Annotated in this window: 26 protein-coding genes and 1 tRNA gene; 9 read left to right on the top strand and 18 right to left on the bottom strand. The window is 70.8% G+C overall.

Going from position 1 to position 24,842, the window contains the following annotated elements; translation table 11 throughout:
• Window positions 1-2 precede the first annotated feature (2 nt).
• Entirely contained in the window at window positions 3-1,259 is a 1,257-nt protein-coding gene (locus OG494_RS43365) for an extracellular solute-binding protein (RefSeq protein ID WP_328448865.1), read from the bottom strand.
• Window positions 1,260-1,274: 15 nt separating this feature from the next.
• The gene (locus OG494_RS43360) at window positions 1,275-1,853 is read right to left on the bottom strand and encodes a helix-turn-helix transcriptional regulator (protein WP_328448863.1); all 579 of its coding nucleotides are present in this window, start codon (window positions 1,851-1,853) and stop codon (window positions 1,275-1,277) included.
• Window positions 1,854-2,020: 167 nt separating this feature from the next.
• Here OG494_RS43360 and OG494_RS43355 point away from each other — a divergent pair, with 167 nt between their 5' ends.
• The 3 genes from OG494_RS43355 to OG494_RS43345 are packed head-to-tail and all read left to right on the top strand — an operon-like array spanning window position 2,021 to window position 4,524.
• Window positions 2,021-3,199, top strand: a complete 1,179-nt coding sequence (locus OG494_RS43355; RefSeq protein ID WP_328448862.1) for a glycoside hydrolase family 3 N-terminal domain-containing protein — start codon at window positions 2,021-2,023, stop codon at window positions 3,197-3,199.
• A gap of 48 nt (window positions 3,200-3,247) precedes the next feature.
• Window positions 3,248-4,117 (top strand): oxidoreductase, encoded by an 870-nt coding sequence (locus OG494_RS43350; protein ID WP_328448861.1) that lies wholly within the window; start codon window positions 3,248-3,250, stop codon window positions 4,115-4,117.
• The gene (locus OG494_RS43345; RefSeq protein WP_247057777.1) at window positions 4,117-4,524 is read left to right on the top strand and encodes a hypothetical protein; all 408 of its coding nucleotides are present in this window, start codon (window positions 4,117-4,119) and stop codon (window positions 4,522-4,524) included. Before OG494_RS43350 ends, OG494_RS43345 begins: the two co-directional genes overlap by 1 nt.
• Window positions 4,525-4,678: 154 nt before the next feature.
• On the opposite strand, the gene OG494_RS43340 is transcribed toward OG494_RS43345, so the two are convergent.
• Together OG494_RS43340 and OG494_RS43335 are read right to left on the bottom strand one after the other, a co-directional pair.
• Window positions 4,679-5,311: a class I SAM-dependent DNA methyltransferase gene (locus tag OG494_RS43340; RefSeq protein ID WP_328448860.1), complete on the bottom strand. Its 633-nt coding sequence runs from the start codon at window positions 5,309-5,311 to the stop codon at window positions 4,679-4,681.
• A 45-nt stretch (window positions 5,312-5,356) separates the two neighbouring features.
• A complete protein-coding gene (locus tag OG494_RS43335; protein ID WP_328448858.1) occupies window positions 5,357-5,527 on the bottom strand; it encodes a zf-HC2 domain-containing protein in 171 nt (56 codons plus the stop codon).
• A 315-nt stretch (window positions 5,528-5,842) separates the two neighbouring features.
• Here OG494_RS43335 and OG494_RS43330 point away from each other — a divergent pair, with 315 nt between their 5' ends.
• On the top strand, window positions 5,843-6,082 hold the full coding sequence (locus OG494_RS43330) for a hypothetical protein (protein WP_328448856.1): 240 nt from the start codon (window positions 5,843-5,845) through the stop codon (window positions 6,080-6,082).
• 9 nt (window positions 6,083-6,091) lie between these two features.
• Here the strand turns inward: OG494_RS43330 and OG494_RS43325 are convergent, their stop codons facing one another.
• A complete protein-coding gene (locus tag OG494_RS43325; protein WP_328448854.1) occupies window positions 6,092-6,805 on the bottom strand; it encodes a PP2C family protein-serine/threonine phosphatase in 714 nt (237 codons plus the stop codon).
• A gap of 241 nt (window positions 6,806-7,046) precedes the next feature.
• On the opposite strand from OG494_RS43325, the gene OG494_RS43320 reads away from it, so the two are divergent.
• Window positions 7,047-8,069: a chitinase gene (locus OG494_RS43320; RefSeq protein WP_328459202.1), complete on the top strand. Its 1,023-nt coding sequence runs from the start codon at window positions 7,047-7,049 to the stop codon at window positions 8,067-8,069.
• 67 nt (window positions 8,070-8,136) lie between these two features.
• On the opposite strand, the gene OG494_RS43315 is transcribed toward OG494_RS43320, so the two are convergent.
• The 3 genes from OG494_RS43315 to OG494_RS43305 all read right to left on the bottom strand — a co-directional run bounded on the left by OG494_RS43315 (window position 8,137) and on the right by OG494_RS43305 (window position 11,203).
• Entirely contained in the window at window positions 8,137-8,964 is an 828-nt protein-coding gene (locus OG494_RS43315) for a dioxygenase family protein (RefSeq protein ID WP_328448853.1), read from the bottom strand.
• 50 nt (window positions 8,965-9,014) lie between these two features.
• Window positions 9,015-9,902, bottom strand: a complete 888-nt coding sequence (locus tag OG494_RS43310) for an AraC family transcriptional regulator (RefSeq protein WP_328448851.1) — start codon at window positions 9,900-9,902, stop codon at window positions 9,015-9,017.
• Between the two features lie 152 nt (window positions 9,903-10,054).
• The gene (locus tag OG494_RS43305) at window positions 10,055-11,203 is read right to left on the bottom strand and encodes a thioester domain-containing protein (RefSeq protein ID WP_328448849.1); all 1,149 of its coding nucleotides are present in this window, start codon (window positions 11,201-11,203) and stop codon (window positions 10,055-10,057) included.
• Window positions 11,204-11,556: 353 nt separating this feature from the next.
• Between OG494_RS43305 and OG494_RS43300 the strand changes: the two genes are divergently transcribed.
• Together OG494_RS43300 and OG494_RS43295 are read left to right on the top strand one after the other, a co-directional pair.
• Entirely contained in the window at window positions 11,557-11,790 is a 234-nt protein-coding gene (locus OG494_RS43300; protein WP_328448847.1) for a hypothetical protein, read from the top strand.
• A 134-nt stretch (window positions 11,791-11,924) separates the two neighbouring features.
• Window positions 11,925-12,095 carry a hypothetical protein gene (locus OG494_RS43295; RefSeq protein ID WP_328448845.1) on the top strand — a complete coding sequence of 57 codons (171 nt, stop codon included), beginning with the start codon at window positions 11,925-11,927 and terminating at the stop codon, window positions 12,093-12,095.
• A 63-nt stretch (window positions 12,096-12,158) separates the two neighbouring features.
• Here the strand turns inward: OG494_RS43295 and OG494_RS43290 are convergent, their stop codons facing one another.
• Window positions 12,159-12,716, bottom strand: a complete 558-nt coding sequence (locus OG494_RS43290) for a TetR/AcrR family transcriptional regulator (protein ID WP_328448843.1) — start codon at window positions 12,714-12,716, stop codon at window positions 12,159-12,161.
• 77 nt (window positions 12,717-12,793) lie between these two features.
• Here OG494_RS43290 and OG494_RS43285 point away from each other — a divergent pair, with 77 nt between their 5' ends.
• Window positions 12,794-13,816 carry an aldo/keto reductase gene (locus OG494_RS43285; protein ID WP_328448841.1) on the top strand — a complete coding sequence of 341 codons (1,023 nt, stop codon included), beginning with the start codon at window positions 12,794-12,796 and terminating at the stop codon, window positions 13,814-13,816.
• A gap of 8 nt (window positions 13,817-13,824) precedes the next feature.
• Here OG494_RS43285 and OG494_RS43280 read toward each other — a convergent pair.
• The 5 genes from OG494_RS43280 to OG494_RS43260 form a co-directional block, all read right to left on the bottom strand.
• Window positions 13,825-13,898 (bottom strand) — tRNA-Leu (locus OG494_RS43280).
• Between the two features lie 86 nt (window positions 13,899-13,984).
• The gene (locus OG494_RS43275; RefSeq protein ID WP_328448839.1) at window positions 13,985-15,328 is read right to left on the bottom strand and encodes a ricin-type beta-trefoil lectin domain protein; all 1,344 of its coding nucleotides are present in this window, start codon (window positions 15,326-15,328) and stop codon (window positions 13,985-13,987) included.
• A 346-nt stretch (window positions 15,329-15,674) separates the two neighbouring features.
• A complete protein-coding gene (locus OG494_RS43270) occupies window positions 15,675-17,009 on the bottom strand; it encodes an NAD(P)/FAD-dependent oxidoreductase (RefSeq protein WP_328448837.1) in 1,335 nt (444 codons plus the stop codon).
• Window positions 17,010-17,093: 84 nt separating this feature from the next.
• Window positions 17,094-17,777 carry a uracil-DNA glycosylase gene (locus OG494_RS43265; RefSeq protein WP_328448836.1) on the bottom strand — a complete coding sequence of 228 codons (684 nt, stop codon included), beginning with the start codon at window positions 17,775-17,777 and terminating at the stop codon, window positions 17,094-17,096.
• Window positions 17,774-18,475, bottom strand: a complete 702-nt coding sequence (locus tag OG494_RS43260; protein WP_442874352.1) for an endonuclease V — start codon at window positions 18,473-18,475, stop codon at window positions 17,774-17,776. The genes OG494_RS43265 and OG494_RS43260 overlap by 4 nt, the downstream gene beginning before the upstream one ends.
• Here OG494_RS43260 and OG494_RS43255 point away from each other — a divergent pair.
• Window positions 18,474-19,967, top strand: a complete 1,494-nt coding sequence (locus OG494_RS43255; RefSeq protein ID WP_328448832.1) for a S10 family peptidase — start codon at window positions 18,474-18,476, stop codon at window positions 19,965-19,967. The two genes, OG494_RS43260 and OG494_RS43255, sit on opposite strands and share 2 nt — an antisense overlap.
• 93 nt (window positions 19,968-20,060) lie before the next feature.
• Here the strand turns inward: OG494_RS43255 and OG494_RS43250 are convergent, their stop codons facing one another.
• The 4 genes from OG494_RS43250 to OG494_RS43235 form a co-directional block, all read right to left on the bottom strand.
• Window positions 20,061-20,837 carry a hypothetical protein gene (locus OG494_RS43250; protein WP_328448830.1) on the bottom strand — a complete coding sequence of 259 codons (777 nt, stop codon included), beginning with the start codon at window positions 20,835-20,837 and terminating at the stop codon, window positions 20,061-20,063.
• 180 nt (window positions 20,838-21,017) lie between these two features.
• Window positions 21,018-21,845 (bottom strand): hypothetical protein, encoded by an 828-nt coding sequence (locus OG494_RS43245; protein WP_328448828.1) that lies wholly within the window; start codon window positions 21,843-21,845, stop codon window positions 21,018-21,020.
• 47 nt (window positions 21,846-21,892) lie between these two features.
• Complete coding sequence (locus OG494_RS43240; protein ID WP_328448826.1) at window positions 21,893-22,729, bottom strand: hypothetical protein; 837 nt, start codon at window positions 22,727-22,729, stop codon at window positions 21,893-21,895.
• Between the two features lie 383 nt (window positions 22,730-23,112).
• On the bottom strand, window positions 23,113-24,837 hold the full coding sequence (locus OG494_RS43235; protein ID WP_328448824.1) for a S8 family serine peptidase: 1,725 nt from the start codon (window positions 24,835-24,837) through the stop codon (window positions 23,113-23,115).
• Window positions 24,838-24,842: the final 5 nt, after the last annotated feature.

Genomic DNA, 24,842 nt, shown 5'->3' with positions numbered 1-24,842 from the left:
AGCTACTTCAGGGCTGCTTGGGCCTGCTGGACGGCGTCCGCCCAGGCCTGGTCGACGTTCTCGGTCTTGTCCTCGATCCGCCCGAGCGCGCGGCCGAACTCCGGCCGGACGTCGGCGTCGTGCAGGCCCCGGTAGTTGGGCCGCAGGGAGTCGGCCGACGCGGCGAAGATCTTCCCGATCGGCGCGTCGCCGAAGTACGGGTCGGTGTGCGCGACGACCTGCGGGTCCTTGTAGACGGCCGGCTCGCTGGGCAGGATGCCGTCGGAGAGGAACAGCTTCTTCTGCTGCTCCGGCGCCGTCAGCCAGCGGGCCAGGTCGTACGCCTCTTTCGGGTGCTCGCTCTGCTTCGGGACGGTCAGGAACGAACCGCCCTGGTTGCCGCTGGCGCCGGGCACGGTGGTGACGTCCCACTTGCCGCTGTTGGCGTCGCCGCCGGACTGCTTGATCTGGCTGAGCATCCACGCGGGACACGCGATCGTGGCGAACGAGCCCTGCTTGATGGCCACGTTCCAGGCCTGCGTGAAGGTGGTCGCGGCCGCCGTCTGGCCCTTTTCGGCGATCCCTCCGGAGAGGTAGAAGGCGTTGCGCACGGTCGGGTTCGTGCCGCCGATGTAGGAATCGTCCTTCGCCGCGAAGTAGTTCTCGGGCGACTGGTTCAGCATCGCCGTGTAGACGGTGCCCGCGGAGTCCGCGAACTTGACGTCCGGTGTCTTTTCGGAGAACCGCTGGGCCGTGGCGGCGTAGGCGTTCCAGTCGGGGATCAGCCTCGCGACGGCGTCACGGTCGGTCGGCAGGCCGGCCGCCTGGAACAGGTCGCGCCGGTAGCAGAGGGCGAGGCTGCCCATGTCCGTACCGAGGCCCAGGACGAAATCGCCGTCGGTGCCCTGCGCCCACTTCCACGGCGCCCACTGGCCCTGCAGGTCCCGCGCGCCGAACTGGGCGAGGTCGGCGAACTTGTCCTTCGCCTTCCGGTACTGCGGGATGTACTGCTCTTCGATCGCGACGACGTCGGCCGCGCCGTGGCCGGTGGCGAGCTGGGTCGCGAGGCCCTTGTGGTGGGTGTCGAAGTCGGTGACGCGGTTCTGCACCTCGACGTCCGGGTGCAGCTTCTCGTACTCCGCGATCAGCGGCGCGTACCCGAACTCACCGAAGGTCGCGATGGTGAGCTTGGTCTTGCCCCCGGCGTCGCTCGGACTGCAGGCGGCGAGCAGGGCCAGCGCGGCAGCCGCCGCGGCGGTCCGGCGGACGATCGTTCCCACGTGCGTGAGCTTCCCTCAGATCACACCCGCGCGCACGGCGTACGCGACCGCGTGCGGCCGGTTGCGCAAGTTGAGCCGGTTGGTCATGGCGTAGATGACGTTCTTCACGGTCCGCTCGGAGTAGCACAGCTTGCCCGCGATCTCGGCAGTGTCCCAGCCTTCCGCCATCAAGCGAAGCACATCCACCTCGCGCGGCGTCAGCGACGCCCCGGCGCCCTCGTGGGCCAGGGCCTCGACCTGGTCGCGCAGCGACGCCGTCCGGCCCCGCGCGGCGGCGAGCACGCTGTCGGTGAGCCGGTCGAGCGCGGTCCGCGGCAGCACGGCGGAGACGTGGCAGTCGGCGAGCAGGCTCAGGTGCGCCGGGTCGACGTGCCCGGCCACCAGCACGATCGCGGCGGGCGACTCCGCGGACGCGGCCCGCAGGGCGGCGATGACGTCGCGGTCGACCTGGTTCGCGGCGAACACGAGCACGGCGGCCTCGCCACGGCGGGCTCGCGGGACGACCAGCAGTTCGGGACGGGACCGCAGGTGGTTGATCAACCCGGTGAGGGCGATCGGGTCGGACGCCCATGCCGCCACGCGCACCTGGTCCATCGTGCCTCCTGGTAACCGTCATCGATTTTCCTGACGCCGCCCAGTCTGGTGAGACCGCCTTCACGAATTCTCTAACGCCGGTGATCGCCTTCTTCACGGTCCTCTTCACACGGTGAAGCCGGGGCGTCGACTACCGTCGTGGGGCCCGCCGACGAGTGAAGGGACCGATGAACCGCCGAAGTCTGGCCGCCCTGGGGGTGGCCGTGTGCATCGTGGCCGTGAGTCTGCTGGTCATCGGCCTGCAGCCGCGGACCGTGTCCGGTTTGGCGCTCCCGCGGACGCCTTTTCCCACCACCCCGCCCGTCCCCGCGGGCACCCCCGCACCCGCGCCGACCTCGAGTCTCTCGCGTCCCGGCGACTGCGCGTCGCTGGTGAACGGCCTCGACCTCCGCCGGCAGGTCGCGCAGCTGGTCGTCGTCGGCGTGACCGGGGACAACCCGGCTTCGACGGTGTCGCTGGTGCGCGACAACCAGGTCGGCGGGATCTTCATCGGTGGTAACGCAACAGCGTTGTTGAAAGATCACTCACTCGACGCCGTGCAGGGCGTCGCGAAGATCCCGGTGGGCGTTTCGGTCGACGAAGAGGGCGGCCGCGTCCAGCGCATCGACGATCTCGACGGCGACATGCCGTCGGCGCGCGAACTGGCGAAGACGAAGACGCCGGACCAGGTGCGCGGCATCGCCGCCGACCGTGGCCGGCAGCTCAAGGCCCGCGGGGTCACGGTGGACTTCGCGCCCGACACCGACGTCACCGACGCCCCGGACGACGACGTCATCGGCGACCGGTCCTTCAGCCCCGACCCGGCCCGCGTGAAGACGTACGCCACGGCGTTCGCGGCGGGCCTCCGCGACGCGGGTGTCCAGCCGGTGCTGAAGCACTTCCCCGGCCACGGCCACGGATCTGGTGACTCGCACAAGGGCACGGTCGTCACGCCGCCGCTCGCGCAACTGCGCGCGGTCGACCTCGCGCCCTACCGGAACATCGCCGACTACGGCCCGGTCGCCGTGATGGTCGGCCACCTCGACGTGCCGGACTTGACGAACGGCGTCCCGGCGTCACTTTCGCCGGCGGCGTACCAGCTGCTGCGCGGCGAATTCCACTTCACCGGGCCGATCCTGACCGACGACCTCGGCGCGATGAAGGCGATCACGGCGCAGTATTCGCTGCCGGACGCCGTCCTGAAGGCCCTGGAAGCGGGCGCGGACCAGGCGTTGTGGTCGTCCGGCGGCCGGATCGGCGAAGTGCTGGACCGGCTGGAGAAGGCCGTCGCCTCGGGCGAGCTGCCGAAGACGCGCGTCCAGCAGTCGGTGACGCGGGTGCTGCGCGGCAAAGGTGTCTGCGGCTGAGCCGGAACCTCCCTAGACTCCTTCGCGGCACCTACAGCAAGGAGTGACATGTCCGATCCCGGCGGTACTTTCCTTCTCGGCGGCGAACTGTCCGTGTCCCGGATGGGCTACGGCGCGATGCAGCTGGCCGGCCCCGGCGTGTGGGGACCGCCGAAGGACCACGACACCGCGGTCGCCGTGCTGCGCGAGGCCGTCGAAGCGGGTGTCACGCACATCGACACCAGCGACTACTACGGTCCGCACACCGTGAACGCCGTGATCAAGGAAGCCCTGCACCCGTACCCCGAAGACGTCCACCTGGTCACGAAGGTCGGGGCGCGGCGCAGCGAGGACAAGGGGTGGCCGGCCGCGCTGTCGGCTGACGAGCTCACCCAGGCGGTGCACGACAACCTGCGGAACCTGGGCCTCGACGCGCTCGACGTCGTCAACCTGCGGCTGAGCGACGCGACCGGCGGCTACCCGGTCGCGATGTCGCTCGCCGAGCCGTTCGGGGTGCTCGCGGGCCTGCGGGAGAAGGGCCTGATCCGGCACCTCGGCGTCAGCCACGTGACCGCGGACCAGCTCGACGAGGCCAAGGCGATCGCGCCGGTCGTCTGCGTCCAGAACCAGTACAACCTGGCGCACCGCGAAAACGACCCGCTCGTCGACAAGTGCGCGGCCGAGGGGATCGCCTTCGTGCCGTACTTCCCGCTCGGCGGCTTCAGCCCGCTGCAGTCGGGGCTGCTCGACGACTGCGCCGAGCGTCTGGGCGTGACGCCGATGCAGGTCGCGCTCGCGTGGCTGCTGCAGCGGTCGCCGTCGATGCTGCTCATCCCGGGCACGTCCTCGCCGGAGCACCTGCGCGAGAACCTCGCGGCCGCGGACCTGGAGCTGCCGGCGGACGTGCTCGCCGACCTCGACCGGATCGGAGCCGTCTGATGGCCGAATGGGGCGACCTGGTCGCGTACATCAGGCAGGCCTACCGGGTGGTGCGCGACGAGCCCGACGAGATCCGCATCCGGCTGATCTTCGGCGACGAGCCGGACACCGAGAACCGCGCCCAGATCATGGTGATCGCCCGGGAGATCCTGGACCAGCGCGAGGACTGGGTGCAGATCGCGACGCCGTTCGCCCGGCACGACGAGGTCGACCTCCTGTCGGTGCTGACCGAGGTCGGCGAGTCGACCATCGTCGGCGGGGTCGCGGTGATGGGCGACCACATCGTGCTGCGGCACTCGCTGCCCCTGATCAACCTGGACATCAACGAGTTCATCGATCCCCTCGAACTCGTCGCGGGCGCGGCCGAGCTGCTGGAACAGCAGTTCACGGGACGCGACGACTACTGAGCTTTCGGGGGCGCGAGCCCCCGACGTCACCGAGCATCGGGGCCTCAAGGCCGCCGCACCCCGCTGACCCGCACTTCCGAGGTCCGTGAATGGCACATCGAGGGACTCTGAGTCCCTCGATGTGCCATTCACGGCTTTGAGCCGCGGGCGTGCGTCAGGCGGGTTTGCGCGCCAGCACTCGTCCCTGCGGTACTCGCGCCGACGGGTTGCGCAGCACCGTCGTCAGGATCTCGAACCCCGCGTCGCGAAGCAGGTCGCAGACCCCGTCGACCGGGAGCCAGTAGATGTCCAGCGAAAACCCCTCGTGCCCGTACCCGTCCGTCCGGTGGTGACGCCGGTCGCCGACGTGGAAGCCGAGCTGCAGGTGACCGCCCGGGCGCACCACCCGGAACAGCTCCGCCGCCACCGCCGGGAGCCGCGCGGGCGGGGTGTGGATGATCGAATACCACGCCACCGCACCGGAAAGACCATCGTCCGGGAGATCGAGGTCCAGCAGCGAGCCCTCGGAAAACCGCAGTTCAGGGTAGTCGCGGCGGGCGACCGCGAGCATCTCCGGCGTCAGGTCGATGCCGGCGACGTCGAGGCCGAGCGACGCCAGGTAGGCCGTCACCAGGCCCGTGCCGCAGCCGAGGTCGGCGACCGGGCCGTCGCGGACCAGGTCGGCGAACGCCGCCAGCAGCGCGCGGTCCTCGACGTCTTCGCGAATCGGTGGGACGAAGCTGCCGTAGCTCTCGGCGACCACGGCGTAGGTGGCCCGGGTCGGGCTCAGGAACAGGTCATCGGTCACGCCCGGCAACCTAGCGGCGGGCACCGACGGTTTCCGGCGGAAGTCCTAAGTGGACTTTCCGAGGCTGTCCAGCATGATGCGGACGGACTCGAACTCCCGGACCTCCTGGCGGCAGTCGGAGCACGACGCCAGGTGCCGCTCGACCCGCGCCGTTTCGGCGTCGTCGAGCAACCCGAGGCTGTAGGCCCCGAGGTCGGTCCGGTCGTACCGGCCCATCGATCGTGTCTCCGTTTCCGCGCCCCGCCGAGGGACACCCGCACCCCACCGGACGTCTCCAGCGTCCTGGGACGTACGGCCGATCGGGCAAGTTCCCCCGATTTCCACCCGATCGGCCGACAACTGCGGTCGGAGTTCCGCCCATGTGAGTGACACTCATCGTCACGGATTTCACTTGCCCGAACACGGAAAGCTTTCTCGCGGCCAATTTCGCCGTTCGGCGTCATGGCTTCCGGGCTCGGCCGTCGAACCCGCGTCAGGTCGGCATTTTCCGGCCTCGACCTGGGTAACAAGCGAGCCGAAACGAGGAGAGCGATGACCGTACGAAGCCACCGGGCGGACAACGTCGTCGACGAGGTCGGGGTGTGGCTGACCGGGGAGTTCGGCGCCCGGCTCCCGGTCACGGAGATCGACCGCGTGGTCGAGGTGACGCGGATCGACCTCGAGAGCAGCATCGCGCCGGAAGAGCTCGGCGAGATGCTCCACCGGCTGGGCCGGGCCCGGCTGCTGCGGCTCGTGCAACCCGCCAAGGTGCGGATCCCGCAAGCGCGCTGACCCCGTGGCCTACGGCGCCGGGACGACGTGGACGACCACCGCCGTCGCGTTGTCCCGGCCGCCCGCCGCCTCGGCGACGGCCAGCAGCCGCCGGACCTGTTCGGCCGGCTCGCCCCGCCGGCCGAGGATCTCGTGGATCCGCTCGTAGGGCACCTGCTCGGCGACGCCGTCACTGCACAGCAGCAGCACGTCGCCCGGGCGCAGCGCGAGGCTGAGCACGTCCGGCTCCGGACGCGCGGGGTGGCCGATGTAGCGCGTCAGCTGGTACCGCGCGGCCGACGCCTGGGGCGAGTCGAACGCGTACCAGCCGTTGACCGCGCCGAGCCAGGCCATCGTGTGGTCGGTGGTGAGCAGCTCCAGCAGGCCGTCGCGCAGCCGGTAGGCCCGCGAGTCGCCGATCTGGACGAGCCAGTACCCGCCGCCGGACTCCACGAGCGCGGTGAGCGTGCACCCGGCCAGGCCGCCGATCCGCCGGCCGGACTCGCCGACCTCCCGCTGCGCCGCGGCGACCGCTTCCCGCAACGAGTCCGGGGAACCGCCCGCCCGCGCGACGAAGACGTCGACCGCGGTCCGTCCGGCCAGCCGGCTGCCTTCGCCGTCACCCATGCCGTCGGCGACCACCGCGAGCAACGGATCTTCGGTCAGGTGCACGACATCGAAGTTCGCGGAGTAGCGCTGCCCCACTTCGCTGCCTGCCGCGGCGCGCGTGACATGTCCGGCCATGGGCGCATCATGCCAGGGCCGTTCGCGCACACCCGTTGCCCGCGTGGCCAGGCTTCTTGACTGGACTAGACCAATCTGCTCTAGTGACTGGTGTCACGTTCTTCCCGGCCGGATGAGCACCCCCTCTTCGACACCCGGACGCCTCCCCCCGTCCGGACCCTGTCGTGGCCGAAGGAGTGAGCGAGCCTTGAGAAGACGTCTTGTCGCGGTGATTTCGGCCTTTGCGGCCGCAGCCGCGCTCGTGCTCGGTGTCCCCGCGTTGTCCACCGCCGCCCCGCAGGCCGCCGCCGCGGCGTGCAGCGGGCCCAACTGGGTCGCCGGCCAGTGGTACGACGTCGGCGCGGTCGTCAAGTACACCAACGGCAGTTACTACCGCGCCAAGAACGCGAATCCGGGTTACGACCCGATCATCAGCACCTGGTACTGGGAGCCCTACAGCTGTGACGGCGGTGGCGGCGGCACGACCTGCAACGCACCCAACTGGGTCGCCGGGCAGTGGTACGACGTCGGCGCGGTCGTCAAGTACACCAACGGCGGCTACTACCGCGCCAAGAACGCGAATCCGGGTTACGACCCGATCATCAGCACCTGGTACTGGGAGCCCTACAGCTGCGACGGCGGCGGCACGAACCCCGGCAACCCGGGCTCGTTCGTCGTCAGCGAAGCGCAGTTCAACCAGATCTTCCCGGGCCGCAACGGCTTCTACTCCTACAGCGGCCTGACCGCGGCGCTGTCCGCCTACCCCGGCTTCGCGAACACGGGCAGTGACACGGTGAAGAAGCAGGAGGCGGCCGCGTTCCTCGCGAACGTCGACCACGAGACCGGCGGCCTCGTCTACATCGTCGAACAGAACACGGCCAACTACCCGCACTACTGCGACTACAGCCAGTCCTACGGCTGCCCGGCCGGCCAGGCCGCGTACTACGGCCGCGGCCCGATCCAGCTGAGCTGGAACTTCAACTACAAGGCCGCGGGTGACGCGCTCGGCATCGACCTGCTCGGCAACCCCTGGCAGGTCGAGCAGAACTCGGCCGTCGCGTGGAAGACCGGCCTCTGGTACTGGAACACCCAGACCGGCCCGGGCTCGATGACGCCGCACAACGCGATCGTCAACGGCCGCGGCTTCGGCGAGACGATCCGCAGCATCAACGGCTCGATCGAATGCAACGGCGGCAACCCCGCCCAGGTCGAAAGCCGCGTCTCCAAGTACCGCTCGATCAGTTCGGTCCTCGGCGTCGACCCCGGCGCCAACCTCTACTGCTGAACCCCGGTCGTGAGTGTTCAGGGCGGTTAGAACCGCCCTGAACACTCACGACCTCACGCTGGGAGTCTCAGGCCGTCCGCCACAACGCGGGGACGTTCGGGGGCTCCCAGCCCGGCTGGGCCGTGTGCCCCTGTAAGCACACGTAGTCCCGGCCGCCGTAGGTGACGCGGGCGCCGGCCGCGTAGTTGGTGCCCGCCGCCCAGGTGGTGCCGCCGGGCGGCGTCGAAGTTGTCGAAGCCGGTGGCGGCGTGCCGGTGGTGGTCGGCGTCTGCGGCACGTTCAGCACGAAGTCGAACGCCGCTTCCTTCGCGCTCCCGTTGTCCCGCACGGTCATCAGCAGCCGCGCGTCGAAGATCGAGTCGGTGTTGTTGCGCGGCTCGTTCGGGAAGTACAGCTGCGTGGTCAGGATCGGCCGGCCCGGCGCCTGGACCTTCACGTGGATGTGCCGGGTGCGGCCCGGGTAGAGGCCCGGGACGATCGTCGACAGCGTGAACGCGCCCCGGGCGTCGGTGTACTGGTGGCCGCGGAAGGTGAAACCGGTGTTGTCGTACGCGCCGTTGACGTCCGCCTGCCAGAAGTCCAGCAGCGCGCGGTTCACCGGCAGGCACGCGAGCCCGAAGACGTAGCCCGTCACGGTCAGCCGCGTGCCCTGCGTGCCGGGCGTGACGAGCGACGTCCGCTCCGGCGAGTTCGGCTTGAAGTACGGGCCTTCGATCTGTTCGGGCGTCGGATCGTCGTCGTCGTGGCACGACGGCGTCAGCTCCGGGGCCTGGCTGCCCGCCGCGGCGGTGCGGGCCAGCGCGGGACCGCCGATCAGCGCGACGGGCGCCGCGACACCGGCGGCCAACGCGGCCCGCAGCAGCGTCTTGCGGCTCAGCTTGGTCTCTTCGTCCATGCCCTCGACGGTAAGGAGCGCACCCGCTCCCCGGCGATGGACCGGAGCGGTCAGTCGTGGTGCTTCTCGCCGGTGCGGCGGAAGTCGCCGGGGCTCAGCCCGGTCTCGCGCCGGAAGAACCGGCAGAAGTACGCCGGATCGGCGAAGCCGACGCGGCTGGCGACCTGCCGGACCGTGAGATCCGTCCGGAGCAGGAAGCGCTTGGCCTCCCGGATCCGCGCCTCCCGCACCAGCTGCGCGGCCGTGCGGCCGGTCGCGGCCTTGACCGCCTCGGTGAGGTGCTCCGGGGTGACGCCGATGCGTTCGGCGTGCGCGTGCACCGACCACAGCCCCAGGTCCGGACGTCCGGTGAGCCGGGCGAACTCCGCCGCCACCGCCCCGGTCCGGGCGGGCGGCGCGGCGGGCGTCCCCGGCAGCCGTCCCACGCGCACGACCAGGACGTGCAGCAGGGCCCGCAGGACCGAGTCCTCGCCGCGGCGGTGTTCCGCCTCCAGTTCGGTGATGAGGCGCGTGACGTCGGCGTCGGCGCGGGCGTCGAGCTCCGGCCACGGCCGTTCGCCCAGGCGTCGCAGCAGTTCGCGGTCGCCCGGGTAGTCGAGCAGGAAGTCGTCGGTGAACAGGACGACGTGCCCGGTCAGGTTCCGGGCCCCGGCCCAGTGGTGCACCTGGCCCGCGGCGATGACGCCGAAGTGCGGCGGCCGCAACGGCCAGCGGGCCAGGTCGACGACGTGCGCGCCGGTGCCGCCGGTGACGTGGACGAGCTCGTGGAAGGTGTGCCGGTGCGGGAACTCCGCGCGCGAGAGCGGCCCGATCGTGTCGAACGTCCCGACGGCGAACGGCACCGCGTGCGGCGCGGGCAGCTCCAGCCGGTGCATCGGCAGCTCTCCCGCCCGCGGCGGACGGCCGGGCGTCCCGGGCGGAACGGTCGTACCACGCATGGTCTCGTCCCTTCGCCTGTCGGCGGAAAAGTCTAGACCACTGCGTGCGCGGTTCGCCGGTTTCGCCCCGAACGTCGCAATCCGTTCGTCGGACGCCGGAACGGGGCCGGTCCACTGTGGACCGGCCCCGTCCGGGTTCAGCTCAGATCAGTTCACGCACGGCTGCGGCGACGGTTCACCAGCAGCATCAGCGCGCCGCCACCGAGCAGCAGGCCGCCGACGGTGAACGGCACGGCCGCGTCGACGCCGGTGTTGGCCAGGTCGCCGCCACCGCCGGGGGAACCGGCCGGGGTGGTCGGGGCCGGGCTGGTCGCCGGGGCGCCCGCCTCGGTCCAGCTGGCGGCCGCGTTCGCGGTCACCTCGGTCTTCTCCGAGTCGGCGACGATCAGCGACTGGGCCGGCTGCCGCGCGTAGTTCTCGGAGACGAACAGACGGCCCGTGTCCAGCTCGCCGCTGGCCTTGAGCTCGAAGGCGCCCTTGCCCGGCTTGGTGCCGGCCGGGACGTCGACGTAGAGCTTGGTGCCGTCCTTGACGTCCGAAGCCTTCAGCTCCTTGCCGTCGGCGTCGGTGATCTTGACGCCGTCGGGCAGCTGGCTGGTCAGCGCGGTGATGTCCCCGGAGGTCGCGACCGAGAACGGGCCGATCTTGCTGCCCGCGGTGCCCTCGGTCTTGTCCGCGGCGACGTTCAGGGTCGGCTTCGGCTGCGCGGCGAGACCCTTGTTCTGGTCACCGGTCAGGTAGCCGTACAGCGCGGCGACGTCGGCGTTGGCGTCGGCCGAGTTCTCCTCCGCCAGCGGCTTGGTGGCGTCGAGGTTCACGCCGTCGCTGAAGTGCCAGACCGCGGCCTGCGTCGCGGCGATGGCCTCGCGCTCGGAGACGCCGCCGTGGACCGTGACGCCCGCCTTGCCCAGCGCGCTGCCGAGAGCGTCGAGGCCGGCGCCCGGGTAGCCGTGGTGCAGCACCCAGTTGATCTTCGCGCTGTTCTCCTGGAACGGGCCCTTCGCGGGGTACTTGTTCCAGGGGCGCTCGACCATGTCGACGTCGGTGCGCAGGCCGACGGTGATCTGCACGCAGTAGAGCTTGAGGGTGCTGCCGTTGGAGAGCTTCATCGAGAACAGCTCGGCGATGTAGTCGCCGCCCTTCCCGAGGTTGAGCCGGTAACCGACGGTGCCACCGTTCCCGTCGACCTTGCCGTGGGCGGCACCGTCGTCGGCGAGAGCCGCCGGAGCACCGACCATGACCGCGGCGGCCGCGGCGAGAGCCGCGATCCCGCCACGTACGAGAGCTGACCTGACCTGCATAAATCTCCTATCAGAGCCCGAACCACGACGTGGGGGGCCGCGTGAGACCAAGCCCCGATCACAACGGCCACCGATTCGAGTGAGTTATCACCCGGTCAAGCGACACCGGAGCATACATGGACCTCACAAGGGCTACTTCCGGTGTCCCCGTTAACTCGAATGTGTTGCCCGGAAGGGCATGAAGAAGCCAGAAAAGTGCAGAATGCGACTCCGGAAACGCCGTTTTCCGAAGCGCGCATACCGGGCAAACAGGATCGGCATCCGACCACTGTGGACGGTATGGCACCCGGTGGCCGGCGTACGAGAAACGGCCGGAACCGTTGGCACCACCCGGGGGACCGCGCTCGCTCGCGATGACGATCGACACGCCGTTCGACGACCACGTGCTGGTCGGAACCGGGCCCGCCTGTCCGACCGGCGACGGCGGGGCGGCCTTCTTCGCGGCCCCGACCTCGGCGGTCGCCTGGTCGAGCGCGGACGGCGACGCGGGCTTCGGCAGTTCCACGAGCTTGGCGACGAGGTGCGGCAGGACGACGTGGTTCGCCTGCGCCGGCTGCACGGCCTGGCGCTTCACGGCCGGCCGCTGAGCAGGCTTCTTGCGGGAACCCGACTTGGCCGTGGCGTGCTTGGCCGGCGTGTGCTTGCCGGAGCGTGCCTCGCGGGCGTGTGCTTTGCGGGCTGGGCGACCTTCTGGGCGGCCGGCGCCGCGAGGGGCGCGACCTTGACCGGCGCGACGGCGGGCCGTCCGCCGGCCGCGGCGACCGGCGTCACGTCGTCGGCGGCGAAGGCCCCGGCGGCGGTCGCCCCGGCGGTGGCGAGCCCGGCGGCGCCGTACACGGCCGCGCGGCCCACCTTGCTGGAGGTTGTCATGCTGCTCTCCCCGTACGGATGACCTCGCGGAATGCGGGTTTCCGCGCAGCGTGGACGGGGAGTACACCCGGCGTACATCGGGGTTTCAGGCGCGCCGGAGCCCGTCGACGAGTACGGCGACCATGCGCTGGTTGAACTCGATGCCTTCGCCGCGCACCGGCTGGCACAAGAGGGCGATGGCGTGCATCAGGTCCTTCGCGCTGACGTCGGCGCGGGTCCCGCCGGTCGCGACGGCGGCGTCGAGCAGCGCGCCGAGCACGGGTTCGAGCCGTTGCATGAAGTACCCGGGCAGGCCGTCGAAGGCCGGATCCCCCGAGTGCAGGGCCGTCGCGAGGCCGCGTTTGGTCCCGACGAACGCGGTGTACCGGCGAAGCCACTCCGCGAGCGCCACCTCGGGTTCATGCTCGGCACTGAGCGCCGGCCCGGCGGCGGCGCAGGTGTCGATCCCCCGGTGCAGCACGGCCACGACGAGGTCGGCGCGCTGCGGGAAGTGCCGGTAGAGCGTCCCGACACCGACCCCGGCCAGGTCGGTGATCTCCTTCGCGGGAGCGTCCACACCCGAGGTGGCGAAGACGTTTTTTGCGGCTTCGAGCAGGGCGTCGACGTTGCGCTGGGCATCGGCGCGCAGCTTGCGCGGTTGCATAACCGGAAAGCCTTTCCGTATAGTAGCGGAAGAGCTTTCCGCTTACGCCCCGAGACTACCCCCAGGAGCCACCTCCCATGCAGTACCGCACCCTCGGCCGCACCGGCATCAAGGTCAGCCCGTACGCGCTCGGCACCCTGATGTTCGCGACGTCCATCGGCAACCCCGACCCCGAGGACTCGATCCGCGTCATCCACAAGGCCCTGGACGCGGGCATCAACTTCGTCGACACGGCCGACGCCTACGGCGACGTCGAAGACGTGGTGGGCAAGGCCCTCAAGGGCCGCCGCGACAACGTGGTCCTGGCCACCAAGTTCAGCCGCGCGACCGGCGAAGACCCCAACCACCAGGGCACCTCACGACGCTGGATCATGACCGCGGTCGAGAACTCGTTGCGCCGCTTGCAGACCGACCACATCGACCTGTACCAGATCCACCGCCCGGACCCGTCGACGGACATCGAGGAAACGCTCTCGGCGCTGAACGACCTGATCCACAGCGGCAAGGTCCGCGCGATCGGCACGTCGGCGATGCCGGTATCGGACATCGTCGAAGCCCAGTGGGCCGCCTCCCGCCGAGGCTTCGAGCGATTCCACACGGAGCAGCCGCCGTACTCGATCCTGAGCCGGGGCATCGAGCGCGAAGTCCTCCCGACAGCGCAACGCCACGGAATGGGCACGCTGGTCTGGGGCCCCCTGGGCCAAGGAATGCTCACGGGCCGAGTCCGCCGAGACGGCGCGAACGACCTCCGCCGCGCGGGCATGCTGAAGCACCTGAACGACTCGCACCGCATCGACGTGGTGGAGCAGCTGATCCCCTTGGCAGCCTCGGCGGGCATGCCGCTGACCCACCTGGCGATGGCGTTCGCGATCTCCCACCCGGGCGTGACAAGCGCGATCATCGGCCCGCGCACAATGACCCACCTGGACGACCTCCTGGCCGGACTGGAGGTCACCCTGTCGGACGAGGTACTGGACCGGATCGACGAGATAGTCCCGCCGGGCACGAACGTGAGCGCGCTGGACCAGGACTTCGTACCGCAGGCACTGCAGGAGGTCCCCCTCCGCCGCCGCCCGATGAGCGAACGCTCGGCCGCCTGACAGCAAAGTGCCCCCGACGGGGTTCGAACCCGCACTGGGTCGATTTTAAGTCGACTGCCTCTGCCAGTTGGGCTACGGGGGCACCGCACACTCTAGGCGATCCACGCCCCGCGCGAGCCACGAGGCCGGGCAGGGGTGTCCCCGCCCGGCCTCGTGTCTACTGTGGACTCAGTTCAGCGTCCAGGACTGGTTGGCGCTGCCCGTGCACGTCCAGATCTGCAGCGGGGTGCCGTCCGCGGAGCTGGGGCCCGTGGCGTCCAGGCACTTGCCCGAGGCCGGGTTGACCAGCTGGTTGCCCGTGTGGGTCCACTGCTGGGCGCCCGTTCCGTTGCAGTCGTAGAGCTGGACCTTCGCGCCGTTCGCCGTGCTTGCCGCGTTGACGTCCAGGCACTTGCCCAGTGCTCGGAGCGTGCCCGCGGTCGACGTCCAGGTCTGGGCCGTCGTGCCGTTGCACGTGTACAGGTCGACCGTCGTGCCGTTCGCCGAGGAGGCTCCTGCCACGTCCACGCACTTGCCGCCGTAGCCGGTGATCGTGCCGCTGCCCGCGGGCGGCGGGGTGGTCGTGCCGCCGCCGGTGATCGCGTTGAAGATCCTCGAGTACGCGTAACCCGTCGCGCGGTCGTAGTCCTGGAGCTCCCAGAACGACAGCTCCGCGACGCCGTTCTGGGCGGCGAACGTCTCCAGCTGCTGCGCGTCGGACTGGCTGAACTGGGCGCCGTCGTCGTTGCGGCCGGCGATCGGGGTCAAGCCCATCATCGCGTACGCCGCCGACGTCGAGATCCCGTACAGGCTCGCCAGCTGCGACGCGCTGGCGCGGGCCGCGGACAGGGCGTCGCCCAGGACCGGCTGGCCGTCGTAGAAGTCCATCACCATCAGGTTGACGACGCTGACCTTGACGCCCTTGTTCTTGGCGTCGCGCAGCAGGTCGAGCTCATTGCCCGGGATGCCCGTGGGGTCGACGGCCAGCGTGTAGTCGACCTGGACCGCGCCGTTCTGCTGCTGCAGTGCGGCCAGCGCGGAGTTGCGGCGCTGGTTCGACGCCGTGTCGCCGAGGACGCCGCCTTCGATGTCGAAGTCCAGGCGCGGCGTGCCGTAGGTGTTGACCACGTTCGCGTACGCCGCGGTCAGGCTGGCGGTGTTCGTGCAGGTCTGGGCCAGCTCACCGCCTTCGGCGCCGCCGAACGACGGGATGACGTTGCCGCCCGCGGCCTGCAGCGCGCTGATCTGCGTCTTGAAGGAGCCGACGCCGGTGCCGTTCGCTTCCCAGACCGGCGTGCAGCCGGACTGCGGGGTGAGGAACGCGAGTGTGAAGAACTTGGTGCCGGTGGCGTTCATGTCGGCGGACATCTGACCGGCGTCGGAGTCGCTGATCTGCAGGTAGGGGGCCGCGTAGTGGGCGGGAAAGGCGGGGCCGGCCGCGGCCGCGGTGCCGGGCGCGCCGGCGATGACGGCGACACTCAGCACGGCGGGCAACGCCGCCACGAGTGCCGCTTTGGTGCGGGAAAAGCGCATGGGAGCTCCTGGGACCGTGGGGACGGGCGGTGCGGAGTGATCGGATCTTGTCGGCGAGGGGGAGGTTCGCCGACTTATTCTTCGTAGTGAAGAAAGGGATACCCGCTCACTGGCCCAGTTGTCCAGACCATGTCGCTCACCGGCACACAGTCGGGCATTTCCTGGCAACTGCCCCAAAAGGCCCTTAACAGTCGGCAAGGAAGCGCTTCCACGACGAGCGCGAACGAACCGGCGGCGGCGGTGGTGGGTGAGCTTCGCAGGCTCGAGCGCGAAGGTCCCGCCGTCGCCTCGCGACACGAAAGAGCCCCGTCCGCCGAAGCGGACAGGGGCTCTCCCCACCGAAAACTCAGGACTTCGAGACGCGCGCGAACTCGTCCTTCGGGTTGTTGATCTGGCCCAGCGAGATGACCTCACGCCGGAACAGCCCGCCGAGGATCCAGTCGAACAGGATGCGGATCTTGCGGTTCCAGGTCGGCATCGCCTTGAGGTGGTAGGCGCGGTGGAACAGCCACGCCGGGAAGCCCTTGATCTTCAGGTTCAGCGCGTCGGCGACGCCCTTGTGCAGGCCGAGGCTCGCCACCGCGCCGAGGTTCTTGTGGAAGTAGTCCTTCGGCTTGCCGCCGCGGGTCACCTTGATGATGTTCTTCGCCAGCAGCCTCGCCTGGCGGACCGCGTGCTGCGCGTTCGGCGGGCACGTCGCCGTCGGGTCCTCTTCGGTGCGCGAGAGGTCCGGGATGGCCGCGTTGTCGCCCGCGGTCCAGACGTCCGGGTGGCCGACGACCTGCATGGCGGCCGTCGCCTCGAGGCGGCCGCGCTTGTCCAGCGGCAGGTCCGAGTTGGCCAGCACCGGGTTGGCCTTCACGCCGGCGGTCCAGATGAGCGTGTCCGTGTCGAACTCGGTGCCGTCCGACAGCACGACGTGGCCGTTTTCGAACGACTTCGCCGCCGTCGACAGGTAGACCTCGATGCCGCGCTTCTCCAGCTGCTCCACCGTGTACACGCCGAGCGTCTCGCGGACCTCGGGCAGGATGCGCCCGGCGGCCTCGACGAGCACCCAGCGGACGTCGGCCGGCTGGATGTTCGGGTAGTAGTTCTCCACCGCGAAGCGGGTCATGTCCTCGAGCTCGGCCAGCGCCTCGATGCCGGCGAACCCGCCGCCGACGACGGTGAACGTCAGCAGGCGCTTGCGCAGCTCGGGGTCGAGGGTGCTGGCGGCCTCGTCGAGCTTGGTCATGATGTGGTTGCGGAGGTAGATCGCCTCGCCGATGGTCTTGAAGGCGATGCCCTGCTCGACCAGGCCCGGGATCGGCAGGATGCGGGCGACGGCGCCGAGCGCGACCACGAGGACGTCGTAGCCGAGCTGCTCGATGTGGCCGTCGGCGGCCTCGACCGTCACGGACTTCTTGTCGTTCTCGATCTTGGTGACGCGCGCGGTCAGCACGTGGCAGCGCTTGAGCACGCGGCGCAGCGGCACGACCACGTGCCGCGGCTCGATCGCGCCGGCCGCGGCCTCCGGGAGGAACGGCGCGTAGGTCATGTGGGGCTGCGGGTCAACGACGGTCACGGAGGCCTCGTTGGCCCGGAGCATCTTCTGGAGGCCGTACGCCGTGTAGAGCCCGACGTACCCACCACCGAGGACGAGGATCCGAGTCGGTTCCGACTTCGACTTCGCAGCAGCCATGACTTCATAGTGGCACCTTCACACGGACCTTGCGCGGGGACCCCATCCGGCTGTGACCAGCGTCGCTGCACCTTCCGTAACGATTCAGTCCGAGGCCGTCACGGAGGTCGCGGCGCGGAAGACGTCCGCCACCATCGTGTGGGTCAGGAGCCCGGTCTGGACATTGCGCGGCGAGACGTGATAACAGCCGAAAATTCGCAGGTCGCCGAGCTTCAGAACCGTGCCGTGTCCGAACGCGGGCCGCGGTGACGGCACCGGCCAGCCGGCGGCGGCGAGCACCGGCAGCAACGCCTGCCAGCCGAACGCGCCGAGCACGACGATCGAGCGCAGTGTCGGACGTAACAGCGTCAGCTCCTCCGCGAGCCACGCCCGGCACGTGTCGCGCTCGGCCGGCGTCGGTTTGTTCTCCGGCGGGGCGCAGCGCACCGGCGAGACGAGCCGGGTGCCGTACAGCTCGAGGCCGTCGCCGATCGCGGTCGACGTCGGCTGCGACGCGAGGCCCACCTCGTGCAGCACCCGGAAGAGGAAGTCGCCCGACGGGTCGCCGGTGAACATCCGGCCGGTGCGGTTCGCGCCGTGCGCCGACGGCGCCAGCCCGACCACGGCGAGCGTGGCGTCCGCCGGCCCGAAGCCGGGCACCGGCCGCGCCCAGTACTCCTCACCGCGGAACGCCGCCTTCGCGCCCGCGACGCCTTCGCGCCACTCGACCAGCCGCGGGCAGGCCCGGCACGCGGAGACGGCGGCGTCGAGCTGGGCGAGCGTCCTCATCGCAGCGCCACCCGGGACAGCCGGTCGGCCTGCCGGGTCGTCTCGGGCAGCCGGTAGCGCGGGGTGAGCGCGAGCGTCAGCCGGCACGCGTGGGCCAGGTCGATGCGGTGCCCGGCCGAGACGTACACCGGCTTGACGCCGTCCTGGGTACGCAGCACCGCGCCGACCACCTCCCCCGCGTCGACCAGCGGCACCGACGAGCCGCGGGCCGGCGCCGGTTCGTCGTGCGAGCCGACGAACCGGGTCTTGCCGACGCCGAACGCGGGCCGCCCGGTCAGCACGCCCAGGTGGCAGGCGAGGCCGAACCGGCGGGGGTGGGCGAGGCCGTGGCCGTCGCAGACCAGGACGTCGGGCTCGTGGTCGAGCTGCTCGAGCGCGGCCAGCAGCGGCGGCAGCTCGCGGAAGGCGAACAGGCCCGGCTCGTACGGGAAGACGGCCTTGGCGCGGACCGTCCGCTCCTCCACCACGGTCAGTCCGGCGGTTTCGAGCGTGACGACCGCGGCGGCGATCCCGCCGGCGTCGTCGTAGGCGACGTCCAGGCCGGTCACCGTCGGCGGCAGCTCCGGGCCGTTGTCGGTGAGGTCGACCTCGCCGCGCAGCCGTTCCTGCACGGCGAGCGCCTCGGCGATCGTCGTCGGCCAGTCCCCGGTGTGCACCAAGTCACCCTGCCACAGTGATCCGGCTAAGTTGGGGTCCATGGCGGACACGACCCCCGAAGAGGCTCCCGAGAAGACGACTCCCGAAGTCAAGGAGCTCCCGGCCGAACCGGCCGACGACATCGTCACGACCCAGCACACGCTCACCGTGAAGCGGAAGACGCTGTCCTACACGGCGAAGGCCGGGCGGATCGTCCTGCGCAAGGAGGTCGTGAAGGACGGCAAGTCCGAGGGGCTCAAGGCGAAGGCCGAGGTCTTCATCACCTCCTACACCCTCGACGACGCCGAGCCCGGCTCGCGGCCGGTGACGTTCGCCTTCAACGGCGGCCCCGGCTCGTCGAGCATCTGGCTGCACATGGGGCTGCTCGGGCCGCGGCGCGTGCTCTCGGGCGACGTCGACGACCCGGAACCGCCGCCGTACGGGCTGGCCGACAACCCCGAGACGCTGCTGGTGCACAGCGACCTGGTGTTCATCGACCCGGTGTCGACGGGTTACTCGCGCGCGGCCGAGGGCGGCGAGACGAAGGACTTCCACGGGTTCAAGGGCGACATCGAGTCGGTCGGCGAGGTCATCCGGCTGTGGGTGTCGCGCCACGAGCGCTGGCTGTCGCCGAAGTTCCTGGCCGGCGAGTCGTACGGCACGCTGCGCGCCGCCGGGCTGGCCGCGCACCTGCAGGACCGCCACGGGCTGTACCTGAACGGGCTGCTGCTCATCTCGTCGGTGCTCGACCTCGGCACGCTGCAGTTCAGCGAGGGCAACGACCTGCCGTACTCGCTGTACGTGCCGACGTACGCGGCGATCGCGCACTACCACGGCCTGCACGGCGAGCGCCCGCTCGACGACGTCCTCGCCGACGCCGAGGACTTCGCGGCGAAGGACCTGCCGTGGGCGCTGGCGCGCGGCGCCCGGCTGTCCACACAGGACCGGGCCGACGCGGTGGCCACGCTGGCGTCGCTGACCGGGCTCACCGAGTCCTATGTGGACCGGGTGAACCTGCGGATCGAGCACGTCCGGTTCTTCACCGAGCTGCTGCGCGACCGCGGCCTCACGGTCGGCCGGATGGACGGCCGGTTCACGACGTGGGAGCCCGACGGCGGCCGCGAGCACATGAGCGACGACCCGTCGATCTCCCGGGTGATCGGCGCGTACTCGGCGGCGTTCAACCACTACGTGCGGGCCGAGCTCGGCTACGAGAACGACCTGCCGTACGAGATCATCCACGAGGACACCTTCAAGGCGTGGTCGTACAAGGAGTTCGAGGGCCGCTCGATCTCGGTGGTCGACTCGGTGAGCGCGGCGATGCGCGCGAACCCGCACCTGAAGGTCCACGTGGCGTTCGGCCACTACGACGGCGCGACGGCGTACTTCGCGGCCGAGCACGTCCTGGCGCACCTGCAGATCCCGGAGGAGCTGCGCGACAACATCGACACGGCGTACTACCCGGCGGGGCACATGATGTACGTCCACGAGCCGACCCGGGTGCAGCAGTCGAAGGACCTCGGGAAGTTCGTCAAGAAGGCGTCGAACCGCTGAGGGGCGGGCCAGGTCGTCGTGGGCTGCTTCGTTCCGGCCCCGCGACCTGGCTCAGCACCGGGGACCCGAGGACCCACCGCGCCCTCGGGTCCTTCACCGGGGCTCCGGTGGTGTCCAGTCGACGGCGCTCCGCGCGGGCCGCGGGTCCCCGTAGCGGCCCGGCGGGAGCGGCCGGCGGTTCCGGAGGTACGCGAGCAGCTCGGCGACCGACACCAGCGCGAAGTACACGATGAGCACCGGCCCGTACCCCGGCGGCAGCCGGTGGCCCAGGGCGTCCAGTAGCGGCGGGAACGCCACCAGCGCCGGCGACGCCGCGTGCATGTGCTCCGCCAGCAGCCCGCGGTACACCGCCAGCGACTCCGGGCCTTCGGCGAGCACCGGCGCCCGCAGGAAACCGGCCAGCACCACACCGCCGCAGAGAGCACTCAGGACCAGCAGCCCCAGCCAGCTCACCGCGTAGGCCGAAGCCGTGGAGAACAGCGAGACGGCCAGTGCCGCGCCGCCGGCGTACGCGAAGGCCAGTGCCACCGTGAACCAGCCGCCGAGCACACTGCGATCGCGCGTCGCGCCGGGCCAGGGACGCGTTTCGCCGGCGAGCTGCCGCTGCCGGCTCCGGACGGCCTGCCACATCGTCAGCTGGACGACGAAGCAGAAGAAGTACACCGGAGCGGCCGCGGTCACGCCGAAGAGGCGCTGGTAGCCGATCGCGCCGGCGAGACCGGCGACGCCGAAGAGCAGCAGCCACGGCAGGCTACGGCCGGGTGTGACGTTGCGGGTGGCCACCAGGGCGCCGATGTACGGCGTCGGCGCCGCGACCGGCCGGCCGCGCTTCGCCAGCCAGCTCAGCACCATCTCGTGTTCCTTGCTCATCAGACCTCCCCGTAGCCGGCGTCCGCCGAACGTCGTCACCACGACCGGGGCGAAGACGACGGTGAACGCCTCCCGCGGCGGACGCGCAGCCGCTCCGACAGCCGCGTCGTCGGCTCGGCCACCCGGATCCCGCGCCGCTCGAGCCACCGGTCGCGGCCTTTTCCCGGGCCGTCAACACGATCACCGGGCACCGGCCTGAGCGGGCAGGGGGACGCCGTAGTCACCGGCCGGGAGGGCCGGCCGCCGCCTGCGGGACACCAGCACGCCGACGACTTGCAGCGCGATCGCGAGCACCACGTAACCGGCGAGCCACGGCGCGAACCCGGGCGGCTGCCGGTGGGTGGTGACCAGGTCCACCAGCACCGGGAAGGAGTACATCGAAGGCAGTGCGAGGGTGAGGTCGTCGACCCGCAGCACGGTGTCGACCGCCAGCGACGGCCGGTCCTGCGCGATCACCGGGCGGCAGACCACACCCGCGAAGATCGCCGCGAAGACGACCGCGCCGAGCCCGAGCACGCCGAGCCAGCTCCAGGCGTACGTCCGGTACTCGGTGGCGAAGTACATCGTCGCCCCGAGCGCGGCGCCGCCCCCGAAGGTCACCACGACCGACGCGAGGTACCAGCGGTTCACCAGCGAACGCCACGGCGGCCGGGGACGGTCGAGCGCCCGCGCGCCCAGGGCCGCCGCGGCTCGGCGGTGCCGGTGCCGGATGGCGGACCAGGTCGCCCACTGGAACGCGCAGAGCAGGAAGTACACGACCTTGCTCTCGGTCATCTCGACCCCGCGCACGCCGGGCAGGTACTGCAGGCACTGGTAGCCGACCGCCCCGGCGATCCCGGCCAGGAGGAAAAGGGCCACCCGGATCAGGAACGCTCGCGGCCGCGCGCCGGCGCGCACGCCCAGCCGCGTCGCCAGCAGCCGGGTCGGGGTCTCCACCCGGACGCCGTGCTTCCCCAGCCAGACCGCGGCCTGCGCCACCTCGCCGCGGCTCGGCACTCGTTCGCTCACGGAACCCCCTCACTTCGCGGAGAACACGCACGAGCGGCCGGAAAGGTTTACCTGCCGTAGTAACCGGGCGGCAGGTGCCGGTATCGACGGCGGGTGATCAGCCAGCCGGTCAGCTGCAGGCCGATCGCGACCACCAGGTACGCCGAAGCGAGCCAGCCCAGCCAGCCGGGCGTGGCCCAGTCGACCACGAAGACCGGCACCGCCAAGACGGCGTACACGGCACGCGGGGCGAACCGGTAAGGATCTTCGGCCCGCAGCAGGTCGTCGACCCGCTGGGAGGTCTCGTCCTCCGCGATCACCGGCGCGCGGAGCACCCGGCCGAGCACCAGCGCGGTCGCGCCGGCCCCCAGGGCCAGCGCGAACGTGTGCAGCCCGACCTCCACGAACGGCGGATACCAGCGCTTCCAGGTGAACTGCGGCTCGGTCAGGAAGGTCGCCGCGCACAGCGCCGCCCCGCCGAGGAACGTGACGGCCGTCGAGACGAGGTACCACCAGCCCACCCGCTTCGCCGCCACCCGGAACGGGAGCGGCGCGCCGGTGCCGGCCAGCCGCTCGGCGAGCTGTTCCCGGTTCTGCACACTGCGCCAGCGCAGCACGAAGAACAAGGCGATGAGCGCGGCCTCGGCCGCCACCGAACCCGGCAGGTCCGTCGCGTGGAAGATGCCCTTGGTGGACCACCACAGAACCACCATGACGACCACGAAGGTGGGAATCCCCCGGCCGGTGAGGGACCGCCCGCCGACGCGCAGGGCGAGCAGCCGGGTCGGCAGCCACACCACCGCCCCGCGCCGGCCAAGCCACACCCGCGTGCGGCCCACCTCGAGCAGCGTCGGCTCACCCGGCAGTCTCGGATCCACCGGCAAGGCCGGCTCACGCACATCCACCCCGAAGTCCCCCTCGCCCCCTGGTCCACTGGTGAAACGCGGACCGCTCCGGAGAGGTTGCCTTCCCTGCGCGGTCTTTCGCAACTTCCTTCACGTCAGGCTTCACGTCACCTCCTCGGCGACCGGCGGGGACCTTCCGCCAGGGTTCCGCCGGAGTCACCGGCGGAACCGACTCGCGGAGGTCCCGTTCGCCGCGGCGGACGGTGTCCCCCGTCGACCGCTGCATCGCGAAGTAGAAGACGCTCTCGGTCCTCCCCGGGCCGAACACCCGCGAACCGGCGATGCCGGCGCCGGCCATCGCCTGCTCCCTGGCCGTCACCGGGGAAAGGTTGACGCGAAAACGGCCCGCCTCCCCGAAGGGAAGCGGGCCGTTGCCGGCAGAGCTACTTCAGGTACTGCGACCCGCGCGTCACCGCGCCATAGGCGTCGACGGCGCCGTGGCCGTAGAAGCCGTTGAACGACGGGTCACCCGCACACGTCGCGGTGAACGTCGCGTCGCGGCCTTCGTCCAGGTAGTCGACCGTGCGCGGGACCGGGCAGGCGATCTGGGACGCCGTGCCCTCGAGGACGCGCTGGACCTTGTCCGGGTCCAAGCCGAAACCGGCGCCGGACTTCTTGCCGTACTGCGAGATGATCAGCGCCGCGACGCCGGTTGCGTGCGGCGTGGCCATCGAGGTGCCCTGCAGCCACTGGTAGTAGCCGACCCGGCCGTCCGCGGCCGTGGCCTTCTGGACGCCCAGCGCGACACCGGCCGGCGTCACGTTGCCCGCCGCGTCGATGTTGCCGTCGGCCACCCCGGCGTTCTTCGGGTACGTCGAGAGGATCTCGTTCTCGACCGTGCGGAACCACGGCGTGCCGAAACCGTCGCGGAAGTAGCCGCCCGGCGCGGAAACCGAGATCTGCTCGGTGCCGTAGTTCGAGTAGTCCGCCTTCGCCTGCGACGGCCCGAACGCGCTGACGCCGATCGTGTGGTTGCCCTCGACCGGCAGGCTCAGGCAGCTCGCGTTGTCGACGGCACGCGGGTGCGTGGTGTTCGCCGGGTAGTCCGGGCTCGTCGTGTCCGGCTGCGGCGCGCCGAGGTCGGTGTGCTGGTTGCCCAGCGCGACCACCATCGTGACACCCTTGCGGTGCGCGTAGTTCAACGCGCGCTGCGTCGCCTCGATGATCGTGCGCTGCTCGGCCTGCTCCGCGGCCGAGTCGGCCGGGTTCGCCGTGCAGTTGTACAGCCACGGGTCGGTGTAGAAGCTCATGTTGACCACGTCGATGCCGGCGTCGCCGGCGTAGGTCAGCGCGTCGACGGTCGGCTGCAGGAAGAAGTACCCCGAGTCCTGGCCGGCGCGGATGTTCACCAGCGACACGTTCGGCGCGACCCCCGAGACGCCGAAGCCGTTGGCCGCGGCGGCGATCGTGCCGGCGACGTGCGTGCCGTGCGCACCGTCGTCGTGGTTCACCGGGTCGACGCAGCCGCGGAACTCGCACGGGCCGTCGACCTCGACGCCGTTGACGTCGAACGGGATGTCCTTGACGAAGTTGCGCGAGTCGGCCTCGTCGAAGTTCGGCGCGATGTCCGGGTGCGTGCCGTCGACGCCGGTGTCGATGATGCCGACCTTGACCTGCTTGCTGCCCGGCTGCTTGGTGCGGGAGAGGTCCGAGCGGACGGACTTGAGGCCCCAGAGCTGGTCGTCCAGCGGGTCCATCCCGACGGCCTTGGTGGCGGCTGCGTTCTTTTTCGAAGCGGCGCCGCGGCCTTCCTTCTCGACGTTGTTGTTCTTGGCCTTCTTGCCGTCCTTCGGCACCGAGCCGATGACCTGGGCCTTCGCTGCGCCGAACACGGCCCGGTTCGCCGAGACGCGCTCGGTGAAGCCGGACGCCGGAGCGCTGGCCTTGATCAGGCCGACCGCGCTGTTGGTCTCCAGCACCGTGCCACCCGCGTCGCGGATCGCCTTCTGCGCGCTCCCGACGCTCTGGACGTCCTTGGCGAGCACGGTGAACTCGGTCGCCGGGCCGGCCAGCGCGGGCTGCGCCGACGCGACCGGGACCGCCACCGCGCTGATCGCCCCGAACAACGGGACGACCAGCACCGCGGCGAGAAGCCTGGGTCTCTTCACGTTTC

This window comes from Amycolatopsis sp. NBC_00438, assembly GCF_036026695.1.
In the GTDB taxonomy this organism is placed as follows: Bacteria; Actinomycetota; Actinomycetes; order Mycobacteriales; family Pseudonocardiaceae; genus Amycolatopsis.
This window is presented reverse-complemented; position numbering and strand designations above follow the sequence as displayed.

What these genes read in the sequence shown, in the direction of transcription:
- OG494_RS43360 (WP_328448863.1), bottom strand. Translation starts at nt 1,853, where the DNA reads ATGGACCAGGTGCGCGTGGCGGCATGGGCGTCCGACCCGATCGCCCTC.
- OG494_RS43355 (WP_328448862.1), top strand. Translation starts at nt 2,021, where the DNA reads ATGAACCGCCGAAGTCTGGCCGCCCTGGGGGTGGCCGTGTGCATCGTG.
- OG494_RS43350 (WP_328448861.1), top strand. Translation starts at nt 3,248, where the DNA reads ATGTCCGATCCCGGCGGTACTTTCCTTCTCGGCGGCGAACTGTCCGTG.
- OG494_RS43345 (WP_247057777.1), top strand. Translation starts at nt 4,117, where the DNA reads ATGGCCGAATGGGGCGACCTGGTCGCGTACATCAGGCAGGCCTACCGG.
- OG494_RS43335 (WP_328448858.1), bottom strand. Translation starts at nt 5,527, where the DNA reads ATGGGCCGGTACGACCGGACCGACCTCGGGGCCTACAGCCTCGGGTTG.
- OG494_RS43330 (WP_328448856.1), top strand. Translation starts at nt 5,843, where the DNA reads ATGACCGTACGAAGCCACCGGGCGGACAACGTCGTCGACGAGGTCGGG.
- OG494_RS43325 (WP_328448854.1), bottom strand. Translation starts at nt 6,805, where the DNA reads ATGGCCGGACATGTCACGCGCGCCGCGGCAGGCAGCGAAGTGGGGCAG.
- OG494_RS43315 (WP_328448853.1), bottom strand. Translation starts at nt 8,964, where the DNA reads ATGGACGAAGAGACCAAGCTGAGCCGCAAGACGCTGCTGCGGGCCGCG.
- OG494_RS43310 (WP_328448851.1), bottom strand. Translation starts at nt 9,902, where the DNA reads ATGCGTGGTACGACCGTTCCGCCCGGGACGCCCGGCCGTCCGCCGCGG.
- OG494_RS43305 (WP_328448849.1), bottom strand. Translation starts at nt 11,203, where the DNA reads ATGCAGGTCAGGTCAGCTCTCGTACGTGGCGGGATCGCGGCTCTCGCC.
- OG494_RS43300 (WP_328448847.1), top strand. Translation starts at nt 11,557, where the DNA reads ATGACGATCGACACGCCGTTCGACGACCACGTGCTGGTCGGAACCGGG.
- OG494_RS43290 (WP_328448843.1), bottom strand. Translation starts at nt 12,716, where the DNA reads ATGCAACCGCGCAAGCTGCGCGCCGATGCCCAGCGCAACGTCGACGCC.
- OG494_RS43285 (WP_328448841.1), top strand. Translation starts at nt 12,794, where the DNA reads ATGCAGTACCGCACCCTCGGCCGCACCGGCATCAAGGTCAGCCCGTAC.
- OG494_RS43275 (WP_328448839.1), bottom strand. Translation starts at nt 15,328, where the DNA reads ATGCGCTTTTCCCGCACCAAAGCGGCACTCGTGGCGGCGTTGCCCGCC.
- OG494_RS43270 (WP_328448837.1), bottom strand. Translation starts at nt 17,009, where the DNA reads ATGGCTGCTGCGAAGTCGAAGTCGGAACCGACTCGGATCCTCGTCCTC.
- OG494_RS43265 (WP_328448836.1), bottom strand. Translation starts at nt 17,777, where the DNA reads ATGAGGACGCTCGCCCAGCTCGACGCCGCCGTCTCCGCGTGCCGGGCC.
- OG494_RS43255 (WP_328448832.1), top strand. Translation starts at nt 18,474, where the DNA reads ATGGCGGACACGACCCCCGAAGAGGCTCCCGAGAAGACGACTCCCGAA.
- OG494_RS43260 (WP_442874352.1), bottom strand. Translation starts at nt 18,475, where the DNA reads ATGGACCCCAACTTAGCCGGATCACTGTGGCAGGGTGACTTGGTGCAC.
- OG494_RS43250 (WP_328448830.1), bottom strand. Translation starts at nt 20,837, where the DNA reads ATGAGCAAGGAACACGAGATGGTGCTGAGCTGGCTGGCGAAGCGCGGC.